Here is a 25140-nt window from a genome sequence, read left to right on the forward strand (position 1 = left end):
CGTGGCCTTCTCAATAGCTCAGACCGTGTGAAGTTCAGATGACAGAAGAAATGATCCTTGCCAATGCCACGCTGGTCCTGCCGGATGAGACCGTAACCGGCAGCGTGCGGATTATGGGCGAAACCATTGCCGAGATCGCCACGGGCGCCGCGATTCCGACAGACGCAGTGGATTGTGGTAGTGATTACGTCAGCCCCGGATTGGTCGAACTGCACACGGACAATCTTGAACGCCACATCCAGCCGCGCCCCAAGGTTGATTGGCCCCACGCGGCGGCAATTCTGGCCCATGATGCTGAACTGGCCAGCACCGGGATCACGACGGTCTTCGACGCGATGCGCATCGGTTCGATCCCCAGCGGCAACCGATACAAGAAATATGCCCGTGACCTGTCGCGCGAGTTGTGGCAGCTACGCGAGCAGGGTGCGCTGAAGATCAGTCATTTTCTGCATCTGCGGGCCGAAGTGTGCTCGGAAACTCTGGTGGCGGAATTGGATGAATTCGGCCCCGAAGATCGCGTCGGGCTGGTGTCACTGATGGACCACACGCCCGGGCAGCGGCAGTTTCGGGACATGTCGCAGCTTGAAGCTTACATGAAGGGCAAGCACGGCATGACCGATGATGACTTCCTGCAGCATGTCGCGCAGCTTAAGGCGTTGCGTGACCGGTTTGGCGACCGGCACGAGGTTGAAACCGTCAAGGCCGCCCGGCGTTTCGGCGCGATGCTGGCCAGCCACGATGACACCACGCAGGAACAGGTGGCGGTGTCGGCTGGACACGGCATTCGGTTGGCTGAATTTCCCACCACGGTCGAAGCCGCCCGTGCCTGCCACGACCATGGCATCAAGGTGATGATGGGCGCCCCCAATGTGATCCGCGGCGGATCGCATTCCGGCAACGTGGCGGCGCAAGAACTGGCCGATCTGGGCCACCTGGATATTCTGTCGTCGGACTACGTTCCGGCCGCGCTGTTGTTGTCTGCGACACGTCTGGGCAAAAGCTGGGGTGACATGGCGCGCGGACTGCGTACCGTGACCCAAACCCCGGCGCGCATTGTCGGGCTGGACGACCGCGGAGAGCTACGCCAGGGCGCCCGCGCGGACATCATCCGCTTCCGTATGCGCGAAGGTGCGCCCGCGTTGAACGGTGTCTGGTCACGCGGCCGGCGCGTGGCCTGATCAGGCGCGATAGAACAGATACCGGTCCGGCGCGATGGTGTCCGGGCCGCTGATCTGTTCAAACCCCACCAGAGGCTGGCCAGAGATCAGCAATCCGCCGGGCCGCATCACCTGCGCGATCAGAGGGCTGAGCCGCGCCGCTTCGGCCACGTCTTCTTCCTTGATGCCACGCCCGAAATCGTAATGCGCCAGCGCAATCCTGGCCCCGCCAGCCGCCAGCTTCTTTAGCATGGGTTCTGCCTCGCCCTGCAGGAAATCCTCGGCCGGAGGGGTGCTGGACGGATGGCATTGCAGCACCCGGTCCATCACCCAGATGCGCCGCTCCGGCAGGATTTCCCGCAGGTGATCATAGGTGCGGCCATTGCCCAGCCCCATGTCCAGAACGTCCCCCTCCATCTCGCTGATCTGAGCGACGGCCCAGTTCAGCCCGTCGCGTTGCGCAGTCAGGCGGCGCAGCATGGAATCCAGTCGGCTCATTCGGGGTCTCCGGTTGATTTGGTGGCAGGCAAGGCCCAGGCAAAACCGGGGCCGTCCAGAAGCCTGCGCAGCAGGTCTTCGGTAAAGGTCCAGATGTCGGGATCATGGACCAGATGATGGGTCAAAACGCCGAAAGGTTCGGTATTGTCAGCCCGCTCTTCGCGTCGGTCCCGCAAAAGATCCACCGTTTGTTTGATCAGCCTGTTCGGTGCAACCAGCCCCCGCGTTCCCCGCCAATCAATTGGGTCCAGGTGGGTATTGATCTGCTCTAGCCCGGGCGCGGGCGTTCGCATCTTGCGCGGTGTAGCCGTTGAGATGACGCGGTAGCCCAGAGCGGGCAATTCACGCACCACCTCGGGCGCGATCCGGTTCCAGGGCGGTACGAAGATCGGGCGCAGCCTGTCGCCGAACAGCGCGTTCAATCGTTCAAACCCTGCGCGTGCATCGGCAAGGATTTCAGGTATCGGCCTGTGCAACCGGAATTCGGACTTCTTTTCCTTTGGCGACGCGTGGTTTTTATGCGCCCAGCCATGCACTACCGGGATCAGCGTGTCGTGTTGCCCGACATACTCCACCAATCCGGCATCGGCATCGCGGGGGATGATCGCAAGATGGACAAGCAGGTCGAGAGACCGGGACAGCTCTGACAGCGTCTCAAGCTGCGGCGTTGCCGAAACGGCGTCATCGTCCCGCCACCACAAGGGCAGGGTCAGACCCTGTGTCTGCCAGATGTTCAACTCGGTGTCCAAAGGGCGCCAGTCTATGATCATGCCTGCCCCCTCAAGGAACATGCGATCTCAACCGATCTGGCGGCCCCGTCAATGCCGTCGGTGGAAACCGGGCGGGGGCCCTTGGATATGACCGCCGCAACAGCCTGCGCCAAAGCTGCACCATCAAGCTTCTTGCGGGGCAACACCTCAATGGCGGGTAGTTCCGAGAGGCTCTGACCGCGCAGGCTCTGCTCAACCTCCTTGCCATCGTCGAACGGCACAAACACGGCAGGCGTCCCCGATTGCAGGATATCCAGCGCAGTGTTGTAGCCGCACATGCTGACCGAGGCCGCAGCAAGGGGCAGCATTTGCCGGAAATCGGGGCGCACCGGTTCTATGGTCACCCGAGCATCGCCGACCAACTGTTGCAATTGATCAACGCGCGCGGCGGCGTCCTGTCCGCCCACCAACAGGCGCCAGCGCCTGTTGGGCATCTTTCGGGCGGCCTCGATGGCCGCGCGAAAGATCGGCTGGCCCACCGATCCACCGCCGGCGCTGACCAGAATCTCATCTTTGCCCAGGGTATCGGGGTGCGGCGCAGGGGCCTCGGGGGCGACAAAGCCGGTATAGAACAACCGCTCGCGCAGCCGGTCGGTCACTGGCCAGCTGACCTCCAGCGAAACAACGCCGGGGTCGGAATGTACGAGGATGCCGTCATAGTGCTCGTACACGATCTCTTCCGCACGTTCCGCTTTCGACGGTTTCGAAGGCGGTGCCAGAATGTCCCTGATCGATCCCAGAACAACCGGGCGGCGCGGCAGGGCATGGGCTGCTTCCAACGCTGCGGTGAACTCAGAGGCCAATGATCGGCGGCCAAAGGGGAACAGCTCGGTGATCAGAATATCCGGCGCAAAACTCCGAACGGCTTCGACCAGTGCGGATTCGCGGGCCGCCAGATAGGTGGTGTCCGCAACGTCACCACTTTGGGTCAGCAACCGGGTGAAATCGGTGCCATCCGAACGAAGCGGTGGCAGCCCCAGTAGGGTCATGCCGGAACTGTCCAGCTGCGGCGCAGGCATCCCGCCCGAGACGACAAAAGTCTGATGCCCCGCGCGCAAAAAGGCCCGGCCCAGCGTCAGAGCGCGGCTCAGATGCCCGGTGCCCAACAGGTGCGTGACGACGATCATGATCTTCATGAGGAAACCTCGGGTCTGATCAAGCGGATGGGTTCGGGCAGGGTCGTCATATTCGACATGTCAACGATATACAGGCGGTTGCGCTTGATCTTAAAGGGCGCGGGGCCGTAAAAATCCCAACCCCAGGCGCGGGCCAGGATAACCCGCATGATGCCGATATGGCAGACCGCAACCGTGTCGCCCGTCAACCCGTCCAGCCAGGGCTGCAGTCGCTTCCACACTTGGGCCGGGGTTTCGCCTTTCGGCGGGCGGTACTCCCATCCCCAGTCCTCTATGTGGCGATAGCCGCTGTTGGGGTCGGCGATCAGATCTACCCCGCGCAGACCCTCCCATTCGCCCCAGTTCATCTCGGTCAGCGCGTTCGAGGTTTGCGGCTCGCGACCGGCCACCAGACGGGCGGTTTCACTGGCCCGCTGCAGCGGGCTGGACCAGAGCACCGCGCCGTCCCATTCTGCAGGCAGGCGCGTGGATGCCAGTTCGGCTCGGGCTTCATCATCCAGTGGGATGTCACTGCGTCCCTGAATGCGGCCAGCGCGGTTCCAATGTGTGTGTCCGTGTCGCAATAAGGCCAGCCGGGTCATCGGGCGGCCTTGAGCAACGGGCGAACGGCCTGCCAGAACCGGCTGGTGGCTGTCGGCATCATGTGGCGATCCGCTATCCGGTCACGGGCTTCGGCCCCCAGCGAAAGGCGGAGGTTCAGGTCACCCAACAAAGTGTGAAGCCTTGCAACCAGACCCTCTGGCCCTGCCTCAACCGAAGGGTACTCGGACGGGGTCAGCACATCCCGCACACCGGGCCGGTTCTGTGCGACGACCGGAATGCCGCTGGCCTGTGCCTCAAGATAGATCATGCCATAGGCTTCGTTGACGCCGGGCCAGACCAGGACGGAAGCCTCCGCATAAAGCGCTTGCAGGGCGTTGCGGTCGCATTGCCCCAGAAACCGGACCTTCGGGCCGAATGGAGCCATCATGGCCTCGACCTCGGATCGGGCGGGGCCGTCGCCCGCGATGTTCAATGCCCAGTCCCCGGGCAGAAGCGCAAGCGTCTGCGCAAGGAGGGTATAAGAGGCCAGCTTGTCGCCGTGGCGCATCATACCCACCGTCAGCATCGGGCCATCGCAGTTCGAGGCGGGCGGCAGGTCCGACAAGGGCAGGAAAGGGGGCAGTTCCACAAGCCGCTGTTCCCCGTACCGTTCCCGTTCCAGCGTGATCAGATCGTTGGCGGTGTGGTAGAAGATCACCTGCGCCGCGTCGCAGGCGTCATGCGCGGCCTTTGCAAACCCGGCCCAGGGGCCGTTCAGGCGGCTGGTTGCGCGGGTGCTTTCCAACTGGACATAAGGGATATTCCGCGCCTTGCACACGCGTGGGCCCAGCAGGTCCGGTGCCTTGTAATAATTGTGATAGGTCACCCACAGCGCCGTGTCCGATGGCAGGTCGTCGATCAAACGTTGAACCTCGGCGTCGGCTTCGGCACGCAAGGCAGCTTGCAGCTGCGCGTCCCCGGATTTGTCATAGATGCGCAGCCGCGAGGCCAGCTCGACCATATCCCCCTGTGCCCCAATCGCCTGCATCAGATTGCGCGCCATCTCGCGGTCGCCCGACGGCACCGGACTGTCGGGCGTTTTCATGGGGGTGTAAAAGGCGATTCTTGCCATCAGACCGTGTCCGCACCCAGAGCGCGTAGCCGTTCGGACAGACGAGTGATGCCGGGGTCCATGCGGAACTCGGCGATCAGGCGGTCATAGGCGGCATTGGCCATCGACGCGGTATGCCCGGGCGCGGCGGCCATGTTGGTGATGGCCAAGGCCAGCGCGGCTGGGTCGTCGTCTGACAAGACGCCGTGGATGCCTGTTTCGATAAACTCAGGAATAGCCGACACTGGCGTCGACAGGATCGGCAACAGTTGCGACGCCGCCTCCATCAGCACGTTGGGTAGCCCGTCGCGGTCTCCGTCAGCGGCAATCCGGCTGGGCAGCACGAACAGGTCGGATACGCGCATCGCCGCAATTACCTCGGGCTGGTCGCAAGCACCTTTCCACGTGATCCGATGCGATACGCCGGCAGCTTCGGCCCGGGCGCGCAGAGCATCGCCGAGTGTACCGCCGCCGATATGGGTCCAGTGCCAGTCCAGCGTGTCCGGCAGCATTGCGAAAGCGTCGATCAGACGGTCAAAGCCCTTTTTCTCGACCAAACGACCCACAGACAGCATGTGAAACGGTGCATCCTGTGTGCGCTGGGCGCGGTCAGGCGGCGCAGGGAAACGGGCCAGATCCAGCCCGTGATAGATCAGGTCAACCCGCGCCGGATCATCGGCCAGACTGCGCAGATGGTCTGCCCCGATGGCCGTGCAGGTCGCGCCAAAAGCCGCGCCATGGGTCTGTGCCTGCAATTTCTCGGCCTTTTCCCAATCGGGTGAGGTCCAGATGTCCTTGGCATGGGCCGAAAAGCTCCACGGCAGGCCGCGCATGATGGCGGCGTAGCGCGCAACCGAGGACGGGGTGTGCATGAAATGCGCGTACATCACCCGCGTCGCCTCGGGCAGTTCGGCGGCCAGAACGCAGGCCTGACCAAAGCGGCGGATGCGGTTATGGGTCGGGTCACGGCGCAGATCGGCGCGCCAGACCCGGTAGGCCTCGGCATATCCGGGCAGCGCCTGTGCCACCTTGCGCGCGGCCCAGACGCGCTGGGGTTCTTCGTACAGGTATTCGGGCAGATAACGCACCTGCCCCCGGAACCGGTCATGCAGCGGGTGCCGTTTTACGTCGGTCGGGTGGCGCAGGGACCAGATGTCAAAGCTGTGCCCGGCCTCTTGCAGAGCGACCAGTTCCTGCGCGATGAACGTCTCGGACAGGCGCGGCCATCCCTTGACCAGCACCGCCAGTTTCGGCTGGGGCGTAGTCATCCGGTGGCCCGTTCCTGTTCCCGGCTCAGCAGAGCGTCGACCCGATCGGTGACATAGTCCAGCCCGTCCAGCAGACCGCTTTGGATCGCCTGCGATGGCAGGGGCAGGTTGGGCAGGCTGCGGATCGCCTGTATCATCGCATCGGGTGTCAGGCCGTCGCGGGTTTCGTCCAGCATCCGGACAAGGCCCAGACCTTCGGCGCGTGAGGCACGGATCCACTGTTCCAGCCGCGGTGTCGTGCGGGGCACGATGACGGCGCGTTTGTCGAACGAGAGCACTTCGCAGAACGTGTTATAGCCACCCATGCAGACCACCCCGGCGGCCCCGGCAAACAGCGTTTCGATCTGGGATTCAAACCCCACAGCGGTCACCCGCCCGTTCAGCGCGGCCACGCGGGTTTCGAAGTCTTCGCGCAGTTCGCCCGACAGGAAAGGGCCATAGACCAGCACCGCGCGCGGCGACAGGGTCGGGTCTTTTTCATAGGCCGACAGGACAAGGTTCACCATCGCCTTGCCGTCACCGCCGCCACCCGGCGTGATCAGGATATAGGGTTGTTCGGGCGGCTCTCCGACCGGGCCGAGATCGCGGCGCAAGTAGCCCGTCCAGTGAATGCGCAACTGCGCCGCGTGGCTTAGCGGCAGGCCCTGCGTCGGGTCATAGATCGAGCGCAGCCCATAAACCCAAATTTCGTCATAAAAACGCTCGGTCGCCGCCAAGGCCTCTTTCCGCTCCCACTCGGCGGCCAGAACCTCGGGCTCGTCCAGCACGTCGCGCAGACCCAGCACCAGCTTGGTGCGCTGTGAATGCAGCAGGCTTTCGAGCGTCGGCAAAAGCTCGCCGCGAAAGCCGGTGGGTTCCTTGTCAACGACCAGCATGTCGGGCTCGAATTGCTGTACGGCGGTCTGGATCAGGCCCGCACGCAGCTCGGTCACTTCTTCGATCCCCATACCGATTGTCCGGGCCGCATAGGACCCATCGGCGCGTTTGGTCACGCCCGGCAGGCGTACATGGTCGACCCGGCGCGGAAAGGTGAAACGACCGGCCACCGGGGACCCGGTCAGGATCAGAGCGGACGCCTCGGGGTTGGCCTGCGTGATGGCCGCGGCCAGGGCGCGCGACCTGCGCAGGTGCCCCAATCCGAACGTATCGTGGCTGTAGAAAAGGATGCGCGGCGCCCGGCCGGTGGTGTCGTTTTGTATTCCTAGGCTCATGCCTTCGCCTGTCGTGTTTCTCGGTGCAAATCCGCGCGTTTACACCCGTTACCGTATATTCTTTGCGGCCGCTTGCCAAAGGGGGTGACGAGATTGTGCAAATTCGACAAGCATTGCGAAATGGCAACATTCGGCGCTTTTGGCTTTGCGGACCTATCCAAGCCCTGATGCCGCCATTCCTTCCGGTTTACCAGCTTGGTCATATTCAGTTTTTTCAAGGTTGCAAACACCCAAGTCGCCAGCATTGCAGCGGGAACACGAAATGACACGATCTTGGGAAGAGAAAGGCTGAATATTTGAATACACTCAGGTGCTTCGGTAACCTGTGGTGCATCACTCGGATTGGGCGAATAACTCGATGAAACTCAAACTTCTTGCTGGAATGGTCCTGCTGATCTGGGCATTTGCAGCGGCCTTTGTCACCGGAGCGGCGGCGCAGACGTCTTTGATCCCGGGATACAATTCGGGTTCCGGTTCAGCGACCGACACAACCGCCGAGGGCGATCTGGCTGCCGCGATACGCGCCGCGACCGAGGCCGGCGCCAGCGTGATCGTCATCGACAGCGCGGGGCAGGTCGTGTCCTCAGGCGATGCCGGCGCCGCAGCGGATGAACCCCATGATCCGATGGCCGAAGGCTCGCAGTTGATGAAGGCGCAGGAGAGGTTCTCGAAATTCCGCGAGTCGATGGAATCGCGCCTGCAGGCCTTGCCCTATTCGATCTTCGAAGTGCAGTACATCCTGCGCCAGACCAGCCCCGACGGCCGCATACAGACCTATGTCGAGGTCCTGCTGTTGAATATTCTGCTCTTGCTGCTGGGGCGCTGGCTGTCCACCGAGATTTACGGCAAGCGTATGGCCAAAAAGCTGGTTGTGGCGCGGTCCAAAGAAAATCCGCAAGGTTATCGCGAAAAGATGCCGTTTCTGGTGTTCCGGTTCTTCATGGGGATCGGCGGCACGGTCTTTGCGATGCTCATGGCTCTGATCGTGGGGTACCTGTTCTTTGGTGAGGCCGAGGATATCTCGATCCAGTTCACGGTCACGGCGATTTTCACGGCGTTTTTCCTGTCGCGCACGGTGTCCGACCTGTGGCGCATGGTGCTGTCGCCTTACCTCAGCCAATACCGCCTGCCGCCCTTTTCCGACCGGGACGCGAAACGGCTGTATTTCTGGGCCTCGGCGCTTGCGACCTATGACATTTCGGTGGTGCTGTTTGCGACCTGGGTGGCGGATTTCGGGCTGAACTATAACGTCTATGCCATGGTCTATGGCAGCCTGACCATGTTCGGCGCGCTGGGCAATGTTCTAATGATCCTGTTCAATGCCCGCGCCATTTCCAACGCCATTCGCGGCGGACGGGCACCGGATGAGGTGTCGTGGATCGTGCGCTTCATCTCCTTCGCATGGGCGCCTGTTCTGATCGTCTACATCGTGTTCAGCTGGTTCAAGCTGGCGGTGGATCTTGTGCTGGAAAACGAGAACTCGCTACCGATCGTGGCCAGCAGCTATGCGATCTTCATGTCGGTGGTCGTGGCCTATGGGGCGATGAATTACCTGCTTGAGCGTTACTTTGATCGCAACCGCCAGATGGAGGAGATGAACGCCGAAGACGAGGCCCCGGAAGAGGTCGGCGAACCGGCGGAAACCATCGAGGCCGAGGACCGCAGGCACAGCATGCTGACCTATGAGGATCTGGCCCGTCGCGTGGCTGGAATTCTGGCCTTTGTGGTTGGCCTCTATGCCCTTGTCGTGATCTGGAACCCCGAAGCCAGCTGGAGCGAGGACCTGCCGGTCGGGCGGGCTTTGGACGTGATGGTCATCCTGTTCATCGGCTACATCCTGTTCCACTTTTTCCGCATCTGGATCGACACGAAAATCGCCGAGGAAGTCGATGATGGCGGCGAAGAGGCGGAACTGGGCGATGAAGGCGGTGAAGGTGGGCAGAGCCGTCTGGCCACGTTGCTGCCGCTGTTTCGTGGCGCGATCCTGGCGGTGGTCGTTGTCACCATCGTTCTGATCGTGCTGATGGAGTTGGGTATCAATGTCAGCCCTCTGTTTGCGGGCGCCGGCGTGGTGGGTCTGGCCGTCGGCTTCGGATCGCAGACGTTGGTGCGGGACATCTTTTCGGGCGCATTCTTCCTTTTGGATGATGCGTTCCGCAAGGGGGAATATATCGATATCGGGGATGTGAAGGGGACGGTCGAGAAGATTTCGGTCCGGTCGTTCCAGCTGCGCCACCATCTGGGCGCACTGAATACGATCCCGTTTGGCGAAATCAAGGTGCTGACCAACTATTCCCGTGACTGGGTGATCATGAAGCTGCCGCTGCGCGTGACCTATGACACAGATGTCGAGAAGGTGCGCAAACTGATCAAGAAGCTGGGGCAGGAATTGCTGAGCGATCCGGTGATTGGTGAGAACTTTATTCAGCCCCTGAAATCGCAGGGTGTGATCGAAATGCAGGATTCCGCGATGATCATCCGGGTCAAATTCATGACCAAGCCGGGTGATCAGTGGCTGGTGCGCAAGAAGGTGTATCAGGACATCCGGGAACTGTTCGCGCGTGAAGGCATCAAGTTCGCGCACCGCGAGGTCACCGTGCGTCTGGCCGAGGGTAAGGACCCGGAAGATCTTTCGCCGAAACAGCGTGAAGCGGTGACTGGCGCGGTACAGGCTGCGATTGACGAGGACTATCTGGACGATATCGGCCCCGGAGGCGATGACCGCTAGGGGCGGCTCCCGCCCCTTTGAATTGCGTCTCTGACGAGACGCCAACCAAAGGGTTGGGCCAAGCCGCGCGTTCCGCGCGGCGGTGGCGTCAGGTGGGCAGCGATGGCCAGACCGGTTGGGAGGTGCCCAGTTTCGAGGCGGGCAATGGCCAGAACATCTGCGCGGCACCAACGGTCAAAGCGGGTTTCAGGCGTCGGCCTGTTCCCCAGCCCGACTCTTCGGGTTGTTGCGAATAGTCGGCGGGCGATGCGTCCGTAATGTCGCTATCGGTTTCGGTTTTGGCCAGTGCGGCCAGCAACTCTGCCGTTCGGGCCAGTGATAGTTGGGCCAGCATGATGGAATTGCCAGAGGCAGCCTCGGCCAGTGCGGACAAGACGGCCGCTGCCATCAGGTAGCCCGTCGCGTGGTCCAGCGCCTGCACCGGCAGCGGTGTCGGCTTGTCGGCCTTGGCCCAGGCACGGCCCGCATCTGCGATCCCTGCGCTCATCTGTACGAGGCTGTCAAAGCCGCGCCGGGTGGACCACGGACCCTGCCAGCCATAGGCGTTCAGGGTGACCTCGACCCGGTTTGGCGCCAGCTCATCGCGTTTGATCTTGGTCAGGCCAAGCGCATCCAGCGCGCCGGGCCGGTAGCCGTGGACAAAGATATCCGCCTGCGCCAACAGGTCCTGCAGTTTCGTCAGGCCGTCGGGCGATTTCAGGTCCAGATAGGCGCAGTGCTTGCCTAAAGAGATATCCGGAATGACACCGGGTTCGTCCCATCCGGGTGGGTCGATGCGCAGGACCTCGGCCCCGAAACCCGCCAGCGTTCGAGTTGAGACCGGGCCCGCCAGCACCCGCGTCAGGTCCAGAACGCGCAGGCCAGCCAAGGGACGGCTGGCCGTGGCCTGCGGGCGGTCGCGCAGGGTGATGCGTCTTGGGTTCTGCCAGCCGATCAGCGGATCGCGGGACACAGAGCGCCCTTGCGGATGTTCCAGCCATTCTGCGCGGCTGCGCATTGCGGCGGCAACGCCGCCTTCGGCCACAATCGCGGTTTCCAGATCAGAGATTGACCATTCTTTCAGCGCTTGCGCCACGGCGTCCCGACTGCCCGGAACACCCAAAACCTTGAGCGCCGCCGCCTTGTGGCGCGGCAGGTTGGTATGCAGTCTGATCCAGCCGTCTGCGGCCTGATAATCTCCGGCCACAGCATCCCAGAGGCTGGGCATCTCCCACCCGTCCGGCTTGAACGAAAACCCGTACCACAACGAGGCCAGCCGGTGATCGACTGACACCTTGGGTGCGTTGGGCGCAAGGTTCAGCGCGGTCACGAGGCGCGCCAGTTCCTGACCCACGGCGGCAAAGCTGGCGGTGGCCAGTTCCGACACCGCAAACGCGCTGGGTCGCGAACCCTTGCCGGTTGTCTTGTAGCTGTCAGCGGCGGGGAGGGCGGAGAACAGGCTCATTGCTGATAGGGGTCCAGACTGTCGCGCAAGCCGTCACCGAGGAAGTTGAAGGCCAGCACGACAACGATGATCGGCAGCATCGGGATGGCCGTCCACGGGTAGATCTCGATCGACGCGAGGTTCTGCGCGTCGTTCAGCATGACGCCCCAGCTGACCGCCGGTGCCCGCAGGCCCAGACCAAGGAAGCTGAGCGCCGTTTCCCCAAGGATCATCGCCGGGATCGACAAGGTGGCCGAGGCGATCAGGTGGGACATGAAGTTCGGCAACAGATGCTTACGGATCACCCGGCCCGAGCTTGCGCCCATCATCTCGGCCGCGCGCACGTATTCCTCTTCGCGCAGCGACAGGAACTTGGCCCGCACAGAGCGAGCGAGGCCGGGCCAGTCGAGGATGCCGAGGATGATCGAGATGATGAAGAACACCGCCACGGGGCTCCAGTTCGACGGCACCGCAGCGGATAAGGCAAGCCACAGGGGCAGTTCCGGCAACGAGCGCAGAACTTCGATCACGCGGTTGATGACCCAGTCGATCTTGCCCCCAAAATACCCGGCTATCGAGCCGAAAAAGATGCCCAAAACGAAAGACACGGTGATGCCTATCAGACCCACGGTCAGCGATAACTGCGCGCCGTATAGGATGCGGCTGAAGATATCCCGACCCAGCCGATCCGAACCCCATAGGAACAGCGTCGCCCCTTCGGGCGCGCAGAACAGGTGGGTGTCCGATTTGATCAGACCGGCGAGTTTGTATTCAGCCCCTTCACAGAAGAACTTGATCGCGCGCGGGTCTTCCAGGTCAGGGACAAATTTCCATTGGAATGTCTCAAGATCGGCCTCGGCCACAATCGGATAGACGTGGGGGCCGATGAACTCACCGTCATGAAACCAGCTTACGCTCTGCGGCGGGGCATAGAGGTGCTCTCCGTTGCGTTCATTCGGCCCATAAGGCGCGATGAATCCGGCAAAGGGCAGCATCAGGTAGCACAGCAGCAGGAAAATGCCCGAGATCAGGCCCAGCTTGTGGGTCTTGAACTTGCGCCAGACCAGCACCCAGTTGGGGGCGTCCAGATCGGCGCGCTCAAGCTGTTGCAGGGCGACTTCCGGGTCATAAGGGGCGTCGTCAACATATCGGTCGTCAGGGCGTTGGGTCATGCTTCACGCCCCTCGTACCGGATGCGCGGGTCGAGCATGACCAGCAGGATGTCAGAGATCATGGTGCCGATCAGGGTCAGCAGCGCCACGAACATCAGGATGAAGGCGGACAGGAACTGATCTTGCGTTTTCAGCGCTGTCAGCAGGGTCGGGCCGATGGTCTGCAGGCCCAGAACCACCGAGACCAGAACCGAGCCGGACACCATCGAGGGCAGAAGGTTGCCGATATCGGCCACGAACGGGTTGAAGGCCACGCGCAGCGGGTATTTCGTCAGCATCCGCGACGGAGCCATGCCCTTGGCGATGGCCGTTTCCACGTAAGGTTTGCCCAGTTCATCCAGCATATTGGCCCGCAGACGCTGCATCATCGCCGAGGCGCCTGACGTGCCGATCACAAAGGTCGGGACGATCAGGTGGACAAGGATGGATTTGAACTTGTCCCAGCTCATTGGCAGGCCTTCGTAAACCGGGTCCATCAGGCCGCCGATGGGCAGGTTGAAATAGCGGTGGCCGTAGTAGAACAGGATCAGTGCCAGCAGAAAGTTCGGCGTCGCCAGACCCAGATACCCCACAAAGGCCGAGGTGTAGTCGATCCACGTCCGCGACCGCGCCGCAGCGATCACGCCCAAGGGCAGCGCCACCGCATAGACAAACAGGATCGCCGCCAGATTGACCACCACGGTCAGCCACAGCGTATCGCCCACGATCTCGGCCACGGGGCGGTCGAATTCGAAGGACCAGCCATAGTTGCCTTGCAGCAACCCCTCAAACCCGTGCGGGCCGGGCCAGAACCCCATCCAGATCAGGTATTGCTCCCAAATCGGGCGGTCCAGCGCGTATTCCGTGCGCAGGAACTCGGCCTTGGCCACACCAGCGGACTGGCCCGATGCCTGCAATTCGGCGATCTGGTTGCTGAGGTAGTCGCCGGGCGGCAAATTGATGATCACGAAGATCAGAACCGACACCACCAGCAGCGTCAGCAGCATCGTGAAAAAGCGATAGACTGCATAGCGCAGCATGACCATTTAGCTGCTCCTGCTCAGTCGGCGAAGAAGAATTCGTCCGGCCGGTGAATGCCGAAATGCGCGCCAGGCTCCCACGCCCACATGGCCTGTTCGGGCACATTGCGCAAACGGTTCGAAACCACGATCGGCTGGGGCGCGCCGTTCAGGATGCCGATGGCAAAAAGCTGGTCGGCGTGGATGTCCAGCATCTCGGTCCAGACCGCCTTACGTTCGTCATCGGTGGTGGCGACCTCCCAATCATGGGCCAATTGCATCAGGCGTTCTGCCTCGGGCATGTCGGGCGCTTCGCCTACATCGCCGCCGGTCTGGTAATACTGACCCCATTTGGGCCAGGCCAGAAACACCTGATCGGTTGGTGCCAGATAGGCAGGCGAGGTATGGGTCTGCGGAATGCCATCATCCCAGCCGAACCAGACCGAGGCCATGGTGTTGCCCGCAAACACACGGTTGCGCAGGATGTCCCGGTCCAGCGGGCGCATCACCAGATCGATACCGATCTCGCGCCAGGTGTCGGTGACAATCTGCAACGCGTTCTCGACCTCTTGCCGCTCACCGGCTGTTTCGATGATCAGTTCCATCGGGCGGCCATCGGGCAGCAGGCGGATGCCGTTCTTGTCGCGCTGGGTCAGACCGGCCTCGTCCAGCAGGGCGTTGGCCTGTTCGATATCAAACTGCGCCCAGGCCTGTGCGTTTTCCTCGCTATAGAACGGGGACGCGGGCAAAACCGACATGGCCCCCGGATGAGCCAGTTTGAAATAGAGCGCCTGGTTGATCGTCTTGCGGTCGATGGCCAGCGACAGAGCGCGACGCACGCGTACATCGCGCAGCACCTCGCGCCAGCCGTCATCGGCAAAGTTCAGGTTCGGATAGATCGCAATCTGCGATGCAACTCCGGTCTTCCACAGGCGGGTCTTGTAGTTGCCGACCTCTTCGCCCTTTTTCAGGATGGAGGCATCGCGGAACGCCAGCCCGCGCCCCTGCAGGTCGGTTTCACCGGCATTGGCCTTGGCAGCAACCAGACCGGGGGCAACGATCTCCATCTCGACCACGTCGATATAGGGCAGCTGCACGCCGTTGCTGTCGATGCGGTGGTAATAGGGGTTGCGGACGAAATTATGCCGGATCTTCTTGCCCGAACTGGCGTTCAGCCAGGGCTGCAGCGTCGGCAGCTCGTGGTTGTCGTATTTGTAAAGGTTGTCCAGCTTGTTATGCAGTGCCGCCCAGCTTTTGACACGGGCATCGCTGACTAGAAAAGCAAGCTCTTCGGTGTCTGCATATTGTTCGTGGTATGCTTTCAGAAACGCGGCGGGACGATAGATGAAAGGTGGTCGCGCCTGCGCCAGCGATTGCAGGAAGTCGGGGTTCGGGTCTTCCCACTCGTAAACAACGGTGGTTTCGTCGGGAAAGGACACGGTGGGCAGCTTGCCCTCGACGATCAGGAAATCCGGCGGGCCTGAGGGGCTGAGAAGCTCGTTATTGGCCACATCCTCCCACCAATAGCGGAAATCCTCGGCGGTGAAGGGTGACCCGTCCGACCATTTATGTCCTTCGCGCAGATGCAGCGTGAACTTGCGATTGTCTTCGCTTTCAAACGTTTCCAGCAGATCCGGCACCAGTTCGTAATTCTCGTTGAAGCCAACCAACCGGGCATAGCCATAGACAACCATCTGGCGGATGTCCTTGGATCGGGTCACCATGGTGCGCAACGTGCCGCCGGGTGTGCCGAATTCGCGCCCCTTGGCGGCCAGATCGACCACCAGAGGCTCGTCCGGAAGGCGGTCCTGAATGGGAGGCAGATGCCCGGCTTTTACTTCGGTGGACCAGAATTCTCCTTCCACAGGGGTGGGGGTGTCTGCCGTGGCGGGCAGCATCCATGCGGCGGTCAGCGTGGCAGCCAGAAACAGTGGGCGAGTGGTCTTAAACATGGCATCTTACCTTATGGCCGGGCTCCATCTCTACCAGTGAAGGTATCACGGAGTCGGTAAATCGGAAGGCGTCATCCCAACTGTCTGGCGAACCTGCGCCCAAAGCAACCAGTTTCAGGTCAATGGGGCGGTTGATGTCAGGTTCTGGCTGAGCGGCAATCAGCGCCTTGGTGTAGGGGTGGCGGGGATTGTAGAAAAGCGTTTCGGGCGGGGCCTGTTCAACCACCAGCCCCCGGCGCATCACGGCAACCTCGTCGGCGATGCGCGCCACGACGGCAAGGTCGTGCGAGATGAAGAAATAGGACAGGTTCAGACTGTCCTGCAGATTCTCAAGCAGTGTCAGGATCTGTTCCTGCACCGAGACATCCAGCGCCGAGGTCGGCTCGTCGCAGACGATCAGCTGCGGGTCCAGCATCATGGCGCGGGCGATAGACAGGCGCTGACGCTGACCGCCGGAAAAGGCATGAGGGTAACGTTTCAGCATGTCGGCGTTCAGGCCGACCCGTTGCAACATCTCGGCCGCCTTGTCCCGCTGTTCCGACGTTGTGCCGATGTTGTGAATCTCCAGCGGCTCGGTCATGGCGTCCTGAATGCGCATCCGGGGGCTGAGCGAACTGTAGGGGTCTTGAAATACCATCTGCGCCTTGCGCTGAAAGGCGGTGCGCTGGGCGCGGGTCATATGGTGCACGGTGATCGGGTCGGTATCCGGTGACGTCCGGAACAAGACCTCTCCGCCGTGGTCGGGTGGTTCTGCGCCCAGCGCGATGCGGGCTGCGGTGGTTTTGCCCGACCCGCTTTCGCCGACGATCGCCAGCGTCTTGCCGCGCGCCAGATTCAGGTCGACGCCGCGGCAGGCGTGGATCAGCTTATCGCCCTGCCAGCCTTTGCTGGAGCGCATGGTGTAGGTTTTCGACACGCCCTTCATCTGCAGGATCAGGTCTTCGTCGGGCATGGGGATGCCAACGGAGTCCTCGTCCGGGATTTCGGGCGCGGCGTTGAACAGCTGCTGCGTATAGGGATGCGCGGGTGCGGTCAGGATGGGCGCGGCGGCGCCGGCCTCCATCACGCGGCCCTTGTGCATGACGACGACCTGCTCGGCCATATTGGCGACCACACCCAGATCGTGCGTGACCAGTATCAGGGCCATCCCGGTCTCGCGCTGAAGCTCTTTGATCAGGCCCAGCACCTGCGCCTGTGTCGTCACGTCAAGCGCAGTGGTCGGCTCATCCGCGATCAGCAATTCCGGCTTGGACACCATCGCCATTGCAATCATGGCGCGCTGGCGCATACCGCCGGACAACTCGAACGGGTAGGAATCGTAGGCGCGCTGAGGGTCGGGAAAGCCCACGCGCTCGAATTGGGTCAGCACCTCTTTGCGGGCCTGCGCCTCGGAGGCGCCACGGTGCAGCCACAGAACCTCGCTGACCTGATTGCCGATCTTGTGCAGCGGCGACAGGGATCGCATCGGCTCCTGAAAGATCATCGAAATCCGGTTGCCGCGAATACCGCGCATCTGCTTTTCGCTGATCCGGATCAGGTCCTCGGTGCCCTTGGAATCGTTGAGTATAATCGTACCGCTGCGTATCTGTGCGGTGCGCGGCAAAATCCGCAGCGCCGCCCGGCAAGAGATCGTCTTGCCCGATCCGGATTCTCCGACCAGGGCTAGCGTCTGCCCGGCCTCGACATCGAAATTGACGCCTTTGACAACGGGCTCACCCGTGCCAAACCCAATGCTCAGATCGCGGACGGACAATAACGCCGTCATGCGGGTGTTCCACCCGGTGGGCCGTAGCTCGGCATTCGCTTGATCAACTCCCCGTGTTTTTTGTCGCAGTTTCGCGCGGTTGGTGCGGGCTAGTCAAACCCGTTCTTGGGGTGAAATGTCGCGGAATTGTGAAACTGACACCAATTTGCCTACACAAAGTCTTGAGGATTTGTCATCAAACGTCCAGTCGGCCCCATCTGACAAGTCGACTGGTATCAAGGAGAAATTTCCCCGTGTCCGACGATCAAAGCCGACTGGATCTGTTCATTGACCGCATGGTGTCGCAACGCGCCTGTCTGGATTTCGCCATTGAGGAAACGCGTGACCTATCAGGGCCGGCGTTCGAGCTGGGGCTCGGCAATGGGCGCACCTATCATCACATGGTGCAATACGTGCAGAACCGCCCTGTCTATGTGTTCGAACGCGCGGTGGCCTCGCATCCGGATTCGACACCCCCCGAAGATCGCGTGATTCTGGGTGACGTGCGCGAGACGTTGCCAGCTGCGCTGGATCGTTTCGGCGCGACCGCAAGCCTGATCCACGCTGATCTTGGTGGACATAACCGGGAAAAGAACGATGCCTTCGCCCGCTTTGTCTCACCCCTGATCGAGCCCTTGCTGGCCAAGGGCGGGCTGATGGTGTCCAGCGACCGGATGTATTTCGATACGCTGACCGAACTGCCCTTGCCGCCTGACGCCGTTGAGGGGCGTTGCTTCATCTATCGCCACTGATCCAGAGGGTTTCCCATGCTGTTTTACGATTGCTCCACCGCCCCGAACCCGCGCCGTGCCCGCATGTTCATCGCGGAAAAAGGGCTGCAGATCGAAACCCGCGACATCTCGATTGCCAAAGGGGAACAGCTGGGCGACGCGTTCAAGGCGGTAAACCCAAACGCGACCCTTCCAGTTCTGGTCACCGATGAAGGCACGGTGTTGGCCGAGAACCTTGGCATCGCGGCTTATCTCGAGACGCGCTTTCCCGCGCCGCCGCTGATGGGGCGCACCCCGGATGAGAAGGGGCTTGTTCTGATGTGGAACAGCATTGTTGAACATCAGGGCGGTCTGCCGATTGCCGAGACACTGCGCAACACCCATCCCGCATTTGCCAACCGGGCAATTCCCGGCCCCGAGAATCACGCTCAGATCCCCGAACTGGCGCAACGCGGTGCGGCGCGGGTCGGGCATTTCTTTGACCTGCTGGAAACGCGGTTGGCCGAAAGCCCCTATCTCGCAGGGCCGGAGTTCACTCTGGCCGATATCACCGCCTTTGTTTTTGTCGACTTCGCCCGCGTGATCAAGCGGCGGATTCCACAGGAAAACTCGGCCACGCTGGCGTGGTTCGAAACGGTCGCCGCACGGGCCAGTGCTCAGCTTTAAAACGGTGAAATCTGGATGCTGGCTGTGCTTGGCTTGAACTGTACAGAAATGTCTAGACAGATATGAACAGTGCGTCTAGCGTCCTGTGCGTGTCATGCGGCGGAGGGCAAGGTGAAATCTCAGTATCGCGTTGTGGTCATCGGGGGCGGCGTTGTCGGAGCCTCGGTTCTGTATCATCTGGCCAAGTTCGGCTGGTCCGATGTGGTCATGCTGGAACGGCGGCGGCTGGCGTCGGGCTCGTCCTGGCACGCGGCCGGCGGTATCCACGCGCTGAACGCTGACCCCAACATGGCGTCCTTGCAGGCCTATACAATCGACCTGCTCAGCGAGATCGAAAAGGAATCCGGTCAGAATATCGGTCTGCACATGACCGGGGGCCTGACTTTGGCGGGAACACCGGAACGGTGGGAGTGGTTGCAGGCGAATTATCGCATCTTCCAATCCATCGGCATCGACGATTGCGAGTTGCTGTCCCCGGAAGAGGCGCAGAAACGCTGCCCGATCATGTCCACTGACGGTGTGCTGGGCGCAATGTGGGCGGATCGCGAGGGTTATATCGACACGACCGGCACGGTGCAGGCCTACGCAACAGCAGCCAGGAAACGCGGTGCTGAATACTATGAAGAAACCAAGGTCGAGGAACTGATCCAGACTGCAGATGGCTGGCAGGTGGTGACCGACCGGGGCACCATTACATGTGAGCATGTGGTCAATGCGGCGGGTCTCTGGGCCAAGCAGGTGGGCCGGATGGCTGGCATCGAACTGCCGGTCTCACCGCTGAAGCACCATTATCTGATCACTGATACGGTGCCCGAAGTGGCCGAGGCCGATTTCGAGATGCCGATGACCGTGGACCTCGAAGGGTTCACCTATATGCGGCAGGACCAGAAAGGCGTTCTGGTTGGCATCTATGAGGTCGACCATGAACACTGGGCCATGGACGGCGCGCCGTGGACCTATGGCGAGGAGCTGTTTCAGGAACAGCTTGACCGGATCGAGACCGAACTGACGCTGGGCTTTGAACGCTACCCCTCGATCCAGAATGTCGGCATCAAGACATGGGTGAATGGCGCGTTCACGTTCTCGCCCGATGGCAACCCTCTGGTCGGTCCGGTGCCCGGCAAGCCCGGCTATTGGTCGGCCTGCGCTGTGATGGCGGGCTTCCTGCAGGGCGGTGGCGTTGGCAAGACGCTGGCTGAGTGGATGATCCATGGTGAGCCCGAGGCCGACGCGTGGCCGATGGATGTTGCGCGCTATGGCGATTTCGCCCAGAACAAGCGCTATATCCGCGAGACGACGGGGCAGTTTTACTCCCGGCGTTTCGTCATGACCTATCCGAACGAGCAACTGCCCGCCGGCCGCCCACTGAAAATGGCCCCGGCGCATGACGCGATGACCGAGGCCGGGTGCAAGTGGGGCGTCAGCTGGGACTTGGAGGTGCCGTTGTATTTCGCGCCGAAGGATTTCGAGGAAACGCCGACACTCAAACGTTCAAACGCGTTCGATATCGTGGCCGAGGAATGCAAGGTCATCCGCGAAGGCGCGGGCCTGCTGGATATCTCGGGCTTTTCACGGTTCGAGGTTAGCGGTCCGAATGCGCAAGCGTGGCTGGACAAGGTCATGGCCTCGAAACTGCCCGCACCTGGTCGCGCCAAGCTGGCCCCGATGTTGGGCGAGAATGGGCGGCTCAAGGGCGACCTGACCGTGCTCAACTGGGGCGACGGCAAATGGTGGATCATGGGCAGCTATTACCTGCGCGCCTGGCATATGCGCTGGTTCGATGACCACATGATCGACGGTGTCGATATCCGTGACTTGGGTGAAGAATATTGCGGCTTTGCCGTGGTCGGTCCGAAATCGCAGGGGGTGGTCGAGAAACTGGCGGAACAGGATATCTCGGGTCTCGGGTTCATGGGCTGTGGCGATTTCGATATCGGGCTGGTCCGCGCCCGCGTTGCCCGCATGTCGGTGACCGGCGAAAAGGGCTATGAGATCAATTGCCGCTATGGCGACCACATCAAACTGCGCCGGATGCTGTTGGAAGCGGGGGCGGATGAGGGTATCCGCGAATGTGGTTTCAACGCGATGCTTTCGACCCGGTTGGAAAAGAGCTTTGGCATCTGGTCGGCGGAGTTCACACAGCTTTACACGCCGGGAATGACCGGGATGGACCGTTGGATTGACTGGGATAAGGACTTTGTCGGTAAAGAAGCCGCCCTGGCCGAACGTGACGGCAACGGCCCCGCGCAGGTTCAGGTGACGCTTGAGGTGGACGCGCTGGATGCCGATGCCAGCGGGTATGAGCCGATCTGGTCGGGCAATGACCGTGTGGGTTTCGTGACCTCGGGCGGCTACGGCCATTACACCGGCAAATCGCTGGCGATGGCTCTGGTCAACCGGGACAAGGCGGAACCGGGCACCGAACTGACCGTGCATGTGGTTGGAGTCGAACGCCCCGCGCGGGTGATCGCACCGTCGCCCTACGATCCGCAGGGCAAGGCGATGAGGGGCTGATGGTGATCTCGCAAACCTCCGAACGCGGCAGGCGGCGGCGTGGGCGCGGGGCCGAGGCCGCGCCTCCACCCACGCGCGACGTGAACTATCGCCAGCTCAGAAATCCCTTCCCACAGATGGACGTGTTCCCGGCCGATCAGATCGCGGATATGCACGAAACGTCCCTGCGCACGCTTGAGGAACTGGGCGTCAAGGTCCTGCTGCCCGAAGCCCGCCGGATCTTTGCCGCAGGCGGAGCGCGTGTGGATGAAGGAACTGAGATGGTCTTCATCGGGCGCGATATGGTCGAGGCGGCTGTTGCTTCGGCCCCCAAGTCGATCGCTTGCCGCGCGGGCGCCCGCCATCGCGACTTCACGCTGGAACTCGGCAGTCTCGTGTTCCAGCCGGGGGCAGGGGCGCCAAACGCCACCGATCTGGAACGGGGCCGCCGCCCCGCAACCGGGCAGGACTATCTGGACTTCCTGAAGCTCACGCATCATTTCGACGTGTTCCAGATGATCTCGCCGCAGGTCGAACCGCAAGACGTGCCGACCCATATGCGTCACTACTTTACGACGCAGGCGCAGATGGAGCTGACGGACAAATTCCCGTTCTTCTTTTCGCGCGGGACGCCGCAGGTGATGGATTGCTTTGAGATGCTTTCGACCGCGCGCGGCCTGTCGGATGCCGAGTTCCGGGCCAATCCGCACAGCTATACGATCATCAACACCAACAGCCCGCGCACGCTGGATATTCCGATGGCGCAAGGGCTGATCGACTTTGCCCGCCACGGCCAGATGTCGATCATCACGCCGTTCACCCTGATGGGGGCGATGGCCCCGATCACTGTCGCCGGTGCGATCACCCTGTCCCATGCCGAGGCTTTGGCGGCGCTGACGCTGACCCAACTGACCAACCCCGGCGCGCCTGTGTGCTATGGGACTTTCACCAGCAATGTGGACATGAAATCGGGGGCGCCTGCCTTTGGAACCCCCTCGCATTTTCAGGCGTCGCTGGCGGCGGGGCAATTGGCGCGGCATCTGGGGCTGCCCTGGCGATCCGCAGCCGGGTCAGCGTCGAATATCAACGATGTGCAGGCCGCCAACGAAAACCAGTTCGGTCTCTGGGGCTGTCTGATGGCAGGGGCGACGGTGATCATCCACTCGGCCGGTTGGCTCGAAGGCGGGCTGACCGTGTCTTTCGAAAAGCTGGTCTGCGATGCCGAGGTGCTGAACATGGTCGCCGAGCTTTGCGCCGGGGCGCAGGCCGGAACCGCCGAGATCGGCTTTGACACCGCCCTGCGCGAAGTCGAACCCGGCGGGCACTTCTTCGCCACCAGCCAGACGATGGAACGCTACAGTACCGAGTTCTACCAGCCGCACGTCCATGACTATGCCAATTTCGGCACCTGGGCCGAGCGCGGATCGGTCGATGCCAATCACCGCGCGACCGGGGTCTGGAAGGGCATTCTGAACGACTTCAGGCCGCCCACCGTTGACACTGACCGGCTGGGGGCCCTGCAGGACTTCATCACACGCCGCACTGCCGAAGGCGGCGCGCCACCGGAGAGTTGAATGAATACCAAACCGATCCTGCACAGGGACGACCCCAAGGCTGAACCTCTGGTCGGCAACGTCAAGGTCACGCGTGACGACTGGCTGAATGTGGCGATGGATGTGCTGATCTCGGACGGAGTAGACCAGATCAAGGTTCTGAGCCTGGCCGAGCGGATGGCGGTGTCGCGGTCCTCGTTCTACTGGTACTTCAAGTCGCGGCAGGAGTTGCTGGATGGTCTGCTGGCCCGCTGGCAGGCCACGAATACAGCCGGATTGGTCGCGCAGGCCGAGGCCCCGGCAGACACCATCACGGCGGCGGTCTGCAATGTGCATCGCTGTGTGGTGAATACGGATATATTCGATACCGCGCTGGACTTTGCCGTGCGGGACTGGGCGCGCAAGTCGGGCAAGGTGCGGCGTGCGCTGGATCAGTCGGACGCGCGGCGGCTCGAGGCGCTGCACGCCATGTTCGCGCGCTTTGGATATTCCGAGGTCGAAGCCGAAACCCGTGCCCGCGTGCTGTATTACATGCAGATTGGTTACGATCTGGCGCAACTGAATGAGCCGATGGAGACGCGGCTGCAGATGGTGCCGCACTATCTTTACGTTTTCACCGGAGTCGAACCCCGCCCCGAGGAAGTCGAAGAATTCAGCGCCTATTCAAAGCGCTATTGGGAAGGAGCAAAAGAATGAGCCAACCAGACGCAATCATCATCGGCACCGGCGTCATCGGTGCCGCCATCGCGTTCGAAATGGCCAAAGCCGGTTGGAACACCCTGTCGCTGGACCGCAATTCTCAGGTCGGCCATGGCTCGACCGCCGGGTCCTGCGCGATCATTCGGATGCATTATTCGACCTTCGACGGCACCGCTTTTGCGTGGGAGGGCTATCACTATTGGCGCGACTGGGCCGAATATCTGGGCTTGCCCGCGGATGCCAATCTGGCGCAGTTCCGCGAGACGGGATGTCTGGTGATGAAAACCGATGCCAACGGGATGCTGGAAAAGCACATGAAGAACAGCGCCGATCTGGACTGCCCGTTCGAGGAATGGTCGGTTGAAAAGATCACCGAACGCTTGCCGGTCTATTCTCTGGACAGTTTCGCGCCGCCGCGCCGCATGGATGACCCGGAGTTTGGCCAGCCGAACGGGCGCAAGATGCAGGGTGGGGTGTATTGGCCTCAGGCGGGCTATGTCACCGATCCGGCCTTGTCGGCGCAAAACCTGATGGATGCGGCGAAACGGCATGGGGCCGCGCTGCGCACCGGCGCCGAGGTGGTTGAAATCCTGACCGAAGGCGGGCGCGTGGCCGGAGTCAAACTGGCCTCGGGTGAGGAAATCCACGCCAAGGTCGTGGTGAATGTGGCCGGGCCGGGCTCAGCGATCATCAACAAGATGGCGGGTGTGCTTGCGGATATGACCATCGAAACCCGCCCCCTGAGGCAGGAAGTGGTACACGTCCCTGCGCCCGAAGGGTTCGATTTCGAAAACAACGGCACCATCGTGTCAGACAGTGACATCGCCTGCTATTGCCGCCCCGAGCACGGCAACCACATTCTGGTCGGCTCAGAAGACCCGGAATGCGATCCGCATCAGTGGTGCGAGGACGACGTGCACTACAATCACGACTTCACCGATCAATGGACGACGCAAGCCATGCGCTATGCGCAGCGGGTGCCCAGCCTAGGCATTCCGTCCAAAACGCGTGGGGTGGTGGATCTGTATGACGCCTCGACCGACTGGATTCCGATCTATGACAAATCCAGCCTGCCGGGGTTCTACATGGCCTGCGGCACCAGCGGGAACCAGTACAAGAACGCGCCGATCGCGGGCAAGATGATGGCGGCCCTGGTCGACTATTGCGAGGGCGGGGCAGATCACGATGCCCAGCCGCTGCAGTTTGAACTGCCCTATATCAAGCGGATGATCGATGTGGGCTTCTATTCCCGCAAACGCCCGATCAACGAGGAAAGCAGTTTTTCCGTATTGGGCTGACCGGTTCGGG

20 protein-coding genes are annotated in these 25140 nt (G+C 61.9%); 8 read left to right on the top strand and 12 right to left on the bottom strand.

The features are described 5' to 3' along the window. Positions 1-38 precede the first annotated feature (38 nt). Positions 39-1178, top strand: a complete 1140-nt coding sequence (locus ACOQFT_RS02255; RefSeq protein ID WP_421596443.1) for an alpha-D-ribose 1-methylphosphonate 5-triphosphate diphosphatase — start codon at positions 39-41, stop codon at positions 1176-1178. Here ACOQFT_RS02255 and ACOQFT_RS02260 read toward each other — a convergent pair whose 3' ends face one another. From ACOQFT_RS02260 to ACOQFT_RS02290, 7 genes are read right to left on the bottom strand one after another with little or no spacing between them, the layout of a single operon-like run. After that, on the bottom strand, positions 1179-1655 hold the full coding sequence (locus ACOQFT_RS02260; RefSeq protein ID WP_421596444.1) for a class I SAM-dependent methyltransferase: 477 nt from the start codon (positions 1653-1655) through the stop codon (positions 1179-1181). Further along, positions 1652-2425, bottom strand: a complete 774-nt coding sequence (locus ACOQFT_RS02265; protein ID WP_421596445.1) for a polysaccharide deacetylase family protein — start codon at positions 2423-2425, stop codon at positions 1652-1654. The genes ACOQFT_RS02260 and ACOQFT_RS02265 overlap by 4 nt, the downstream gene beginning before the upstream one ends. Continuing rightward, the gene (locus ACOQFT_RS02270; RefSeq protein ID WP_421596446.1) at positions 2422-3561 is read right to left on the bottom strand and encodes a glycosyltransferase family protein; all 1140 of its coding nucleotides are present in this window, start codon (positions 3559-3561) and stop codon (positions 2422-2424) included. Before ACOQFT_RS02270 ends, ACOQFT_RS02265 begins: the two co-directional genes overlap by 4 nt. Then, positions 3558-4142: a histidine phosphatase family protein gene (locus tag ACOQFT_RS02275; RefSeq protein WP_421596447.1), complete on the bottom strand. Its 585-nt coding sequence runs from the start codon at positions 4140-4142 to the stop codon at positions 3558-3560. Before ACOQFT_RS02275 ends, ACOQFT_RS02270 begins: the two co-directional genes overlap by 4 nt. Further along, entirely contained in the window at positions 4139-5215 is a 1077-nt protein-coding gene (locus ACOQFT_RS02280) for a glycosyltransferase family 4 protein (RefSeq protein WP_421596448.1), read from the bottom strand. The genes ACOQFT_RS02275 and ACOQFT_RS02280 overlap by 4 nt, the downstream gene beginning before the upstream one ends. Beyond that, positions 5215-6462: a glycosyltransferase family 4 protein gene (locus ACOQFT_RS02285; RefSeq protein ID WP_421596449.1), complete on the bottom strand. Its 1248-nt coding sequence runs from the start codon at positions 6460-6462 to the stop codon at positions 5215-5217. The genes ACOQFT_RS02280 and ACOQFT_RS02285 overlap by 1 nt, the downstream gene beginning before the upstream one ends. Beyond that, positions 6459-7673: a glycosyltransferase family protein gene (locus ACOQFT_RS02290; protein ID WP_421596450.1), complete on the bottom strand. Its 1215-nt coding sequence runs from the start codon at positions 7671-7673 to the stop codon at positions 6459-6461. Before ACOQFT_RS02290 ends, ACOQFT_RS02285 begins: the two co-directional genes overlap by 4 nt. A 358-nt stretch (positions 7674-8031) precedes the next feature. Between ACOQFT_RS02290 and ACOQFT_RS02295 the strand changes: the two genes are divergently transcribed. Continuing rightward, positions 8032-10401, top strand: a complete 2370-nt coding sequence (locus tag ACOQFT_RS02295; RefSeq protein WP_421596451.1) for a mechanosensitive ion channel family protein — start codon at positions 8032-8034, stop codon at positions 10399-10401. Positions 10402-10489: 88 nt separating this feature from the next. On the opposite strand, the gene ACOQFT_RS02300 is transcribed toward ACOQFT_RS02295, so the two are convergent. The 5 genes from ACOQFT_RS02300 to ACOQFT_RS02320 are packed head-to-tail and all read right to left on the bottom strand — an operon-like array spanning position 10490 to position 17711. Beyond that, positions 10490-11845 carry a CoA transferase gene (locus ACOQFT_RS02300; protein WP_421596452.1) on the bottom strand — a complete coding sequence of 452 codons (1356 nt, stop codon included), beginning with the start codon at positions 11843-11845 and terminating at the stop codon, positions 10490-10492. Beyond that, a complete protein-coding gene (locus ACOQFT_RS02305; protein ID WP_421596453.1) occupies positions 11842-12996 on the bottom strand; it encodes an ABC transporter permease in 1155 nt (384 codons plus the stop codon). Before ACOQFT_RS02305 ends, ACOQFT_RS02300 begins: the two co-directional genes overlap by 4 nt. Next, positions 12993-14021, bottom strand: coding sequence for an ABC transporter permease (locus tag ACOQFT_RS02310; RefSeq protein WP_170332988.1), 1029 nt, complete (start codon positions 14019-14021; stop codon positions 12993-12995). The genes ACOQFT_RS02305 and ACOQFT_RS02310 overlap by 4 nt, the downstream gene beginning before the upstream one ends. A gap of 14 nt (positions 14022-14035) precedes the next feature. Next, entirely contained in the window at positions 14036-15946 is a 1911-nt protein-coding gene (locus ACOQFT_RS02315) for an ABC transporter substrate-binding protein (RefSeq protein WP_421596454.1), read from the bottom strand. Beyond that, complete coding sequence (locus ACOQFT_RS02320; protein ID WP_421596455.1) at positions 15939-17711, bottom strand: dipeptide ABC transporter ATP-binding protein; 1773 nt, start codon at positions 17709-17711, stop codon at positions 15939-15941. The genes ACOQFT_RS02315 and ACOQFT_RS02320 overlap by 8 nt, the downstream gene beginning before the upstream one ends. A 233-nt stretch (positions 17712-17944) precedes the next feature. Here ACOQFT_RS02320 and ACOQFT_RS02325 point away from each other — a divergent pair, with 233 nt between their 5' ends. The 6 genes from ACOQFT_RS02325 to ACOQFT_RS02350 all read left to right on the top strand — a co-directional run bounded on the left by ACOQFT_RS02325 (position 17945) and on the right by ACOQFT_RS02350 (position 25130). Beyond that, complete coding sequence (locus ACOQFT_RS02325; protein WP_421596456.1) at positions 17945-18442, top strand: class I SAM-dependent methyltransferase; 498 nt, start codon at positions 17945-17947, stop codon at positions 18440-18442. Between the two features lie 15 nt (positions 18443-18457). After that, complete coding sequence (locus tag ACOQFT_RS02330) at positions 18458-19087, top strand: glutathione S-transferase family protein (protein ID WP_421596457.1); 630 nt, start codon at positions 18458-18460, stop codon at positions 19085-19087. Positions 19088-19198: 111 nt separating this feature from the next. Continuing rightward, positions 19199-21601 carry a GcvT family protein gene (locus tag ACOQFT_RS02335; protein ID WP_421596458.1) on the top strand — a complete coding sequence of 801 codons (2403 nt, stop codon included), beginning with the start codon at positions 19199-19201 and terminating at the stop codon, positions 21599-21601. Further along, positions 21601-23154 carry a trimethylamine methyltransferase family protein gene (locus ACOQFT_RS02340; protein WP_421596459.1) on the top strand — a complete coding sequence of 518 codons (1554 nt, stop codon included), beginning with the start codon at positions 21601-21603 and terminating at the stop codon, positions 23152-23154. Before ACOQFT_RS02335 ends, ACOQFT_RS02340 begins: the two co-directional genes overlap by 1 nt. Then, the gene (locus tag ACOQFT_RS02345) at positions 23155-23829 is read left to right on the top strand and encodes a TetR/AcrR family transcriptional regulator (protein ID WP_421596460.1); all 675 of its coding nucleotides are present in this window, start codon (positions 23155-23157) and stop codon (positions 23827-23829) included. It abuts the gene before it with no gap. Beyond that, positions 23826-25130, top strand: coding sequence for an NAD(P)/FAD-dependent oxidoreductase (locus ACOQFT_RS02350; protein WP_421596461.1), 1305 nt, complete (start codon positions 23826-23828; stop codon positions 25128-25130). The genes ACOQFT_RS02345 and ACOQFT_RS02350 overlap by 4 nt, the downstream gene beginning before the upstream one ends. The last annotated feature ends 10 nt before the right edge of the window (positions 25131-25140 follow it).

It is taken from the genome of Ruegeria sp. MALMAid1280 (genome assembly GCF_049195285.1).
Lineage (GTDB): Bacteria > Pseudomonadota > Alphaproteobacteria > Rhodobacterales > Rhodobacteraceae > Ruegeria.

Excerpts from the sequence above, each read along its gene's own strand:
- ACOQFT_RS02340 (WP_421596459.1), top strand. The coding sequence starts at position 21,601 with ATGGTGATCTCGCAAACCTCCGAACGCGGCAGGCGGCGGCGTGGGCGC.
- ACOQFT_RS02270 (WP_421596446.1), bottom strand. The coding sequence starts at position 3,561 with ATGAAGATCATGATCGTCGTCACGCACCTGTTGGGCACCGGGCATCTG.
- ACOQFT_RS02330 (WP_421596457.1), top strand. The coding sequence starts at position 18,458 with ATGCTGTTTTACGATTGCTCCACCGCCCCGAACCCGCGCCGTGCCCGC.
- ACOQFT_RS02295 (WP_421596451.1), top strand. The coding sequence starts at position 8,032 with ATGAAACTCAAACTTCTTGCTGGAATGGTCCTGCTGATCTGGGCATTT.
- ACOQFT_RS02345 (WP_421596460.1), top strand. The coding sequence starts at position 23,155 with ATGAATACCAAACCGATCCTGCACAGGGACGACCCCAAGGCTGAACCT.
- ACOQFT_RS02320 (WP_421596455.1), bottom strand. The coding sequence starts at position 17,711 with ATGACGGCGTTATTGTCCGTCCGCGATCTGAGCATTGGGTTTGGCACG.
- ACOQFT_RS02265 (WP_421596445.1), bottom strand. The coding sequence starts at position 2,425 with ATGATCATAGACTGGCGCCCTTTGGACACCGAGTTGAACATCTGGCAG.
- ACOQFT_RS02300 (WP_421596452.1), bottom strand. The coding sequence starts at position 11,845 with ATGAGCCTGTTCTCCGCCCTCCCCGCCGCTGACAGCTACAAGACAACC.
- ACOQFT_RS02260 (WP_421596444.1), bottom strand. The coding sequence starts at position 1,655 with ATGAGCCGACTGGATTCCATGCTGCGCCGCCTGACTGCGCAACGCGAC.
- ACOQFT_RS02310 (WP_170332988.1), bottom strand. The coding sequence starts at position 14,021 with ATGGTCATGCTGCGCTATGCAGTCTATCGCTTTTTCACGATGCTGCTG.
- ACOQFT_RS02255 (WP_421596443.1), top strand. The coding sequence starts at position 39 with ATGACAGAAGAAATGATCCTTGCCAATGCCACGCTGGTCCTGCCGGAT.
- ACOQFT_RS02275 (WP_421596447.1), bottom strand. The coding sequence starts at position 4,142 with ATGACCCGGCTGGCCTTATTGCGACACGGACACACACATTGGAACCGC.
- ACOQFT_RS02315 (WP_421596454.1), bottom strand. The coding sequence starts at position 15,946 with ATGTTTAAGACCACTCGCCCACTGTTTCTGGCTGCCACGCTGACCGCC.
- ACOQFT_RS02285 (WP_421596449.1), bottom strand. The coding sequence starts at position 6,462 with ATGACTACGCCCCAGCCGAAACTGGCGGTGCTGGTCAAGGGATGGCCG.
- ACOQFT_RS02280 (WP_421596448.1), bottom strand. The coding sequence starts at position 5,215 with ATGGCAAGAATCGCCTTTTACACCCCCATGAAAACGCCCGACAGTCCG.
- ACOQFT_RS02350 (WP_421596461.1), top strand. The coding sequence starts at position 23,826 with ATGAGCCAACCAGACGCAATCATCATCGGCACCGGCGTCATCGGTGCC.
- ACOQFT_RS02290 (WP_421596450.1), bottom strand. The coding sequence starts at position 7,673 with ATGAGCCTAGGAATACAAAACGACACCACCGGCCGGGCGCCGCGCATC.
- ACOQFT_RS02305 (WP_421596453.1), bottom strand. The coding sequence starts at position 12,996 with ATGACCCAACGCCCTGACGACCGATATGTTGACGACGCCCCTTATGAC.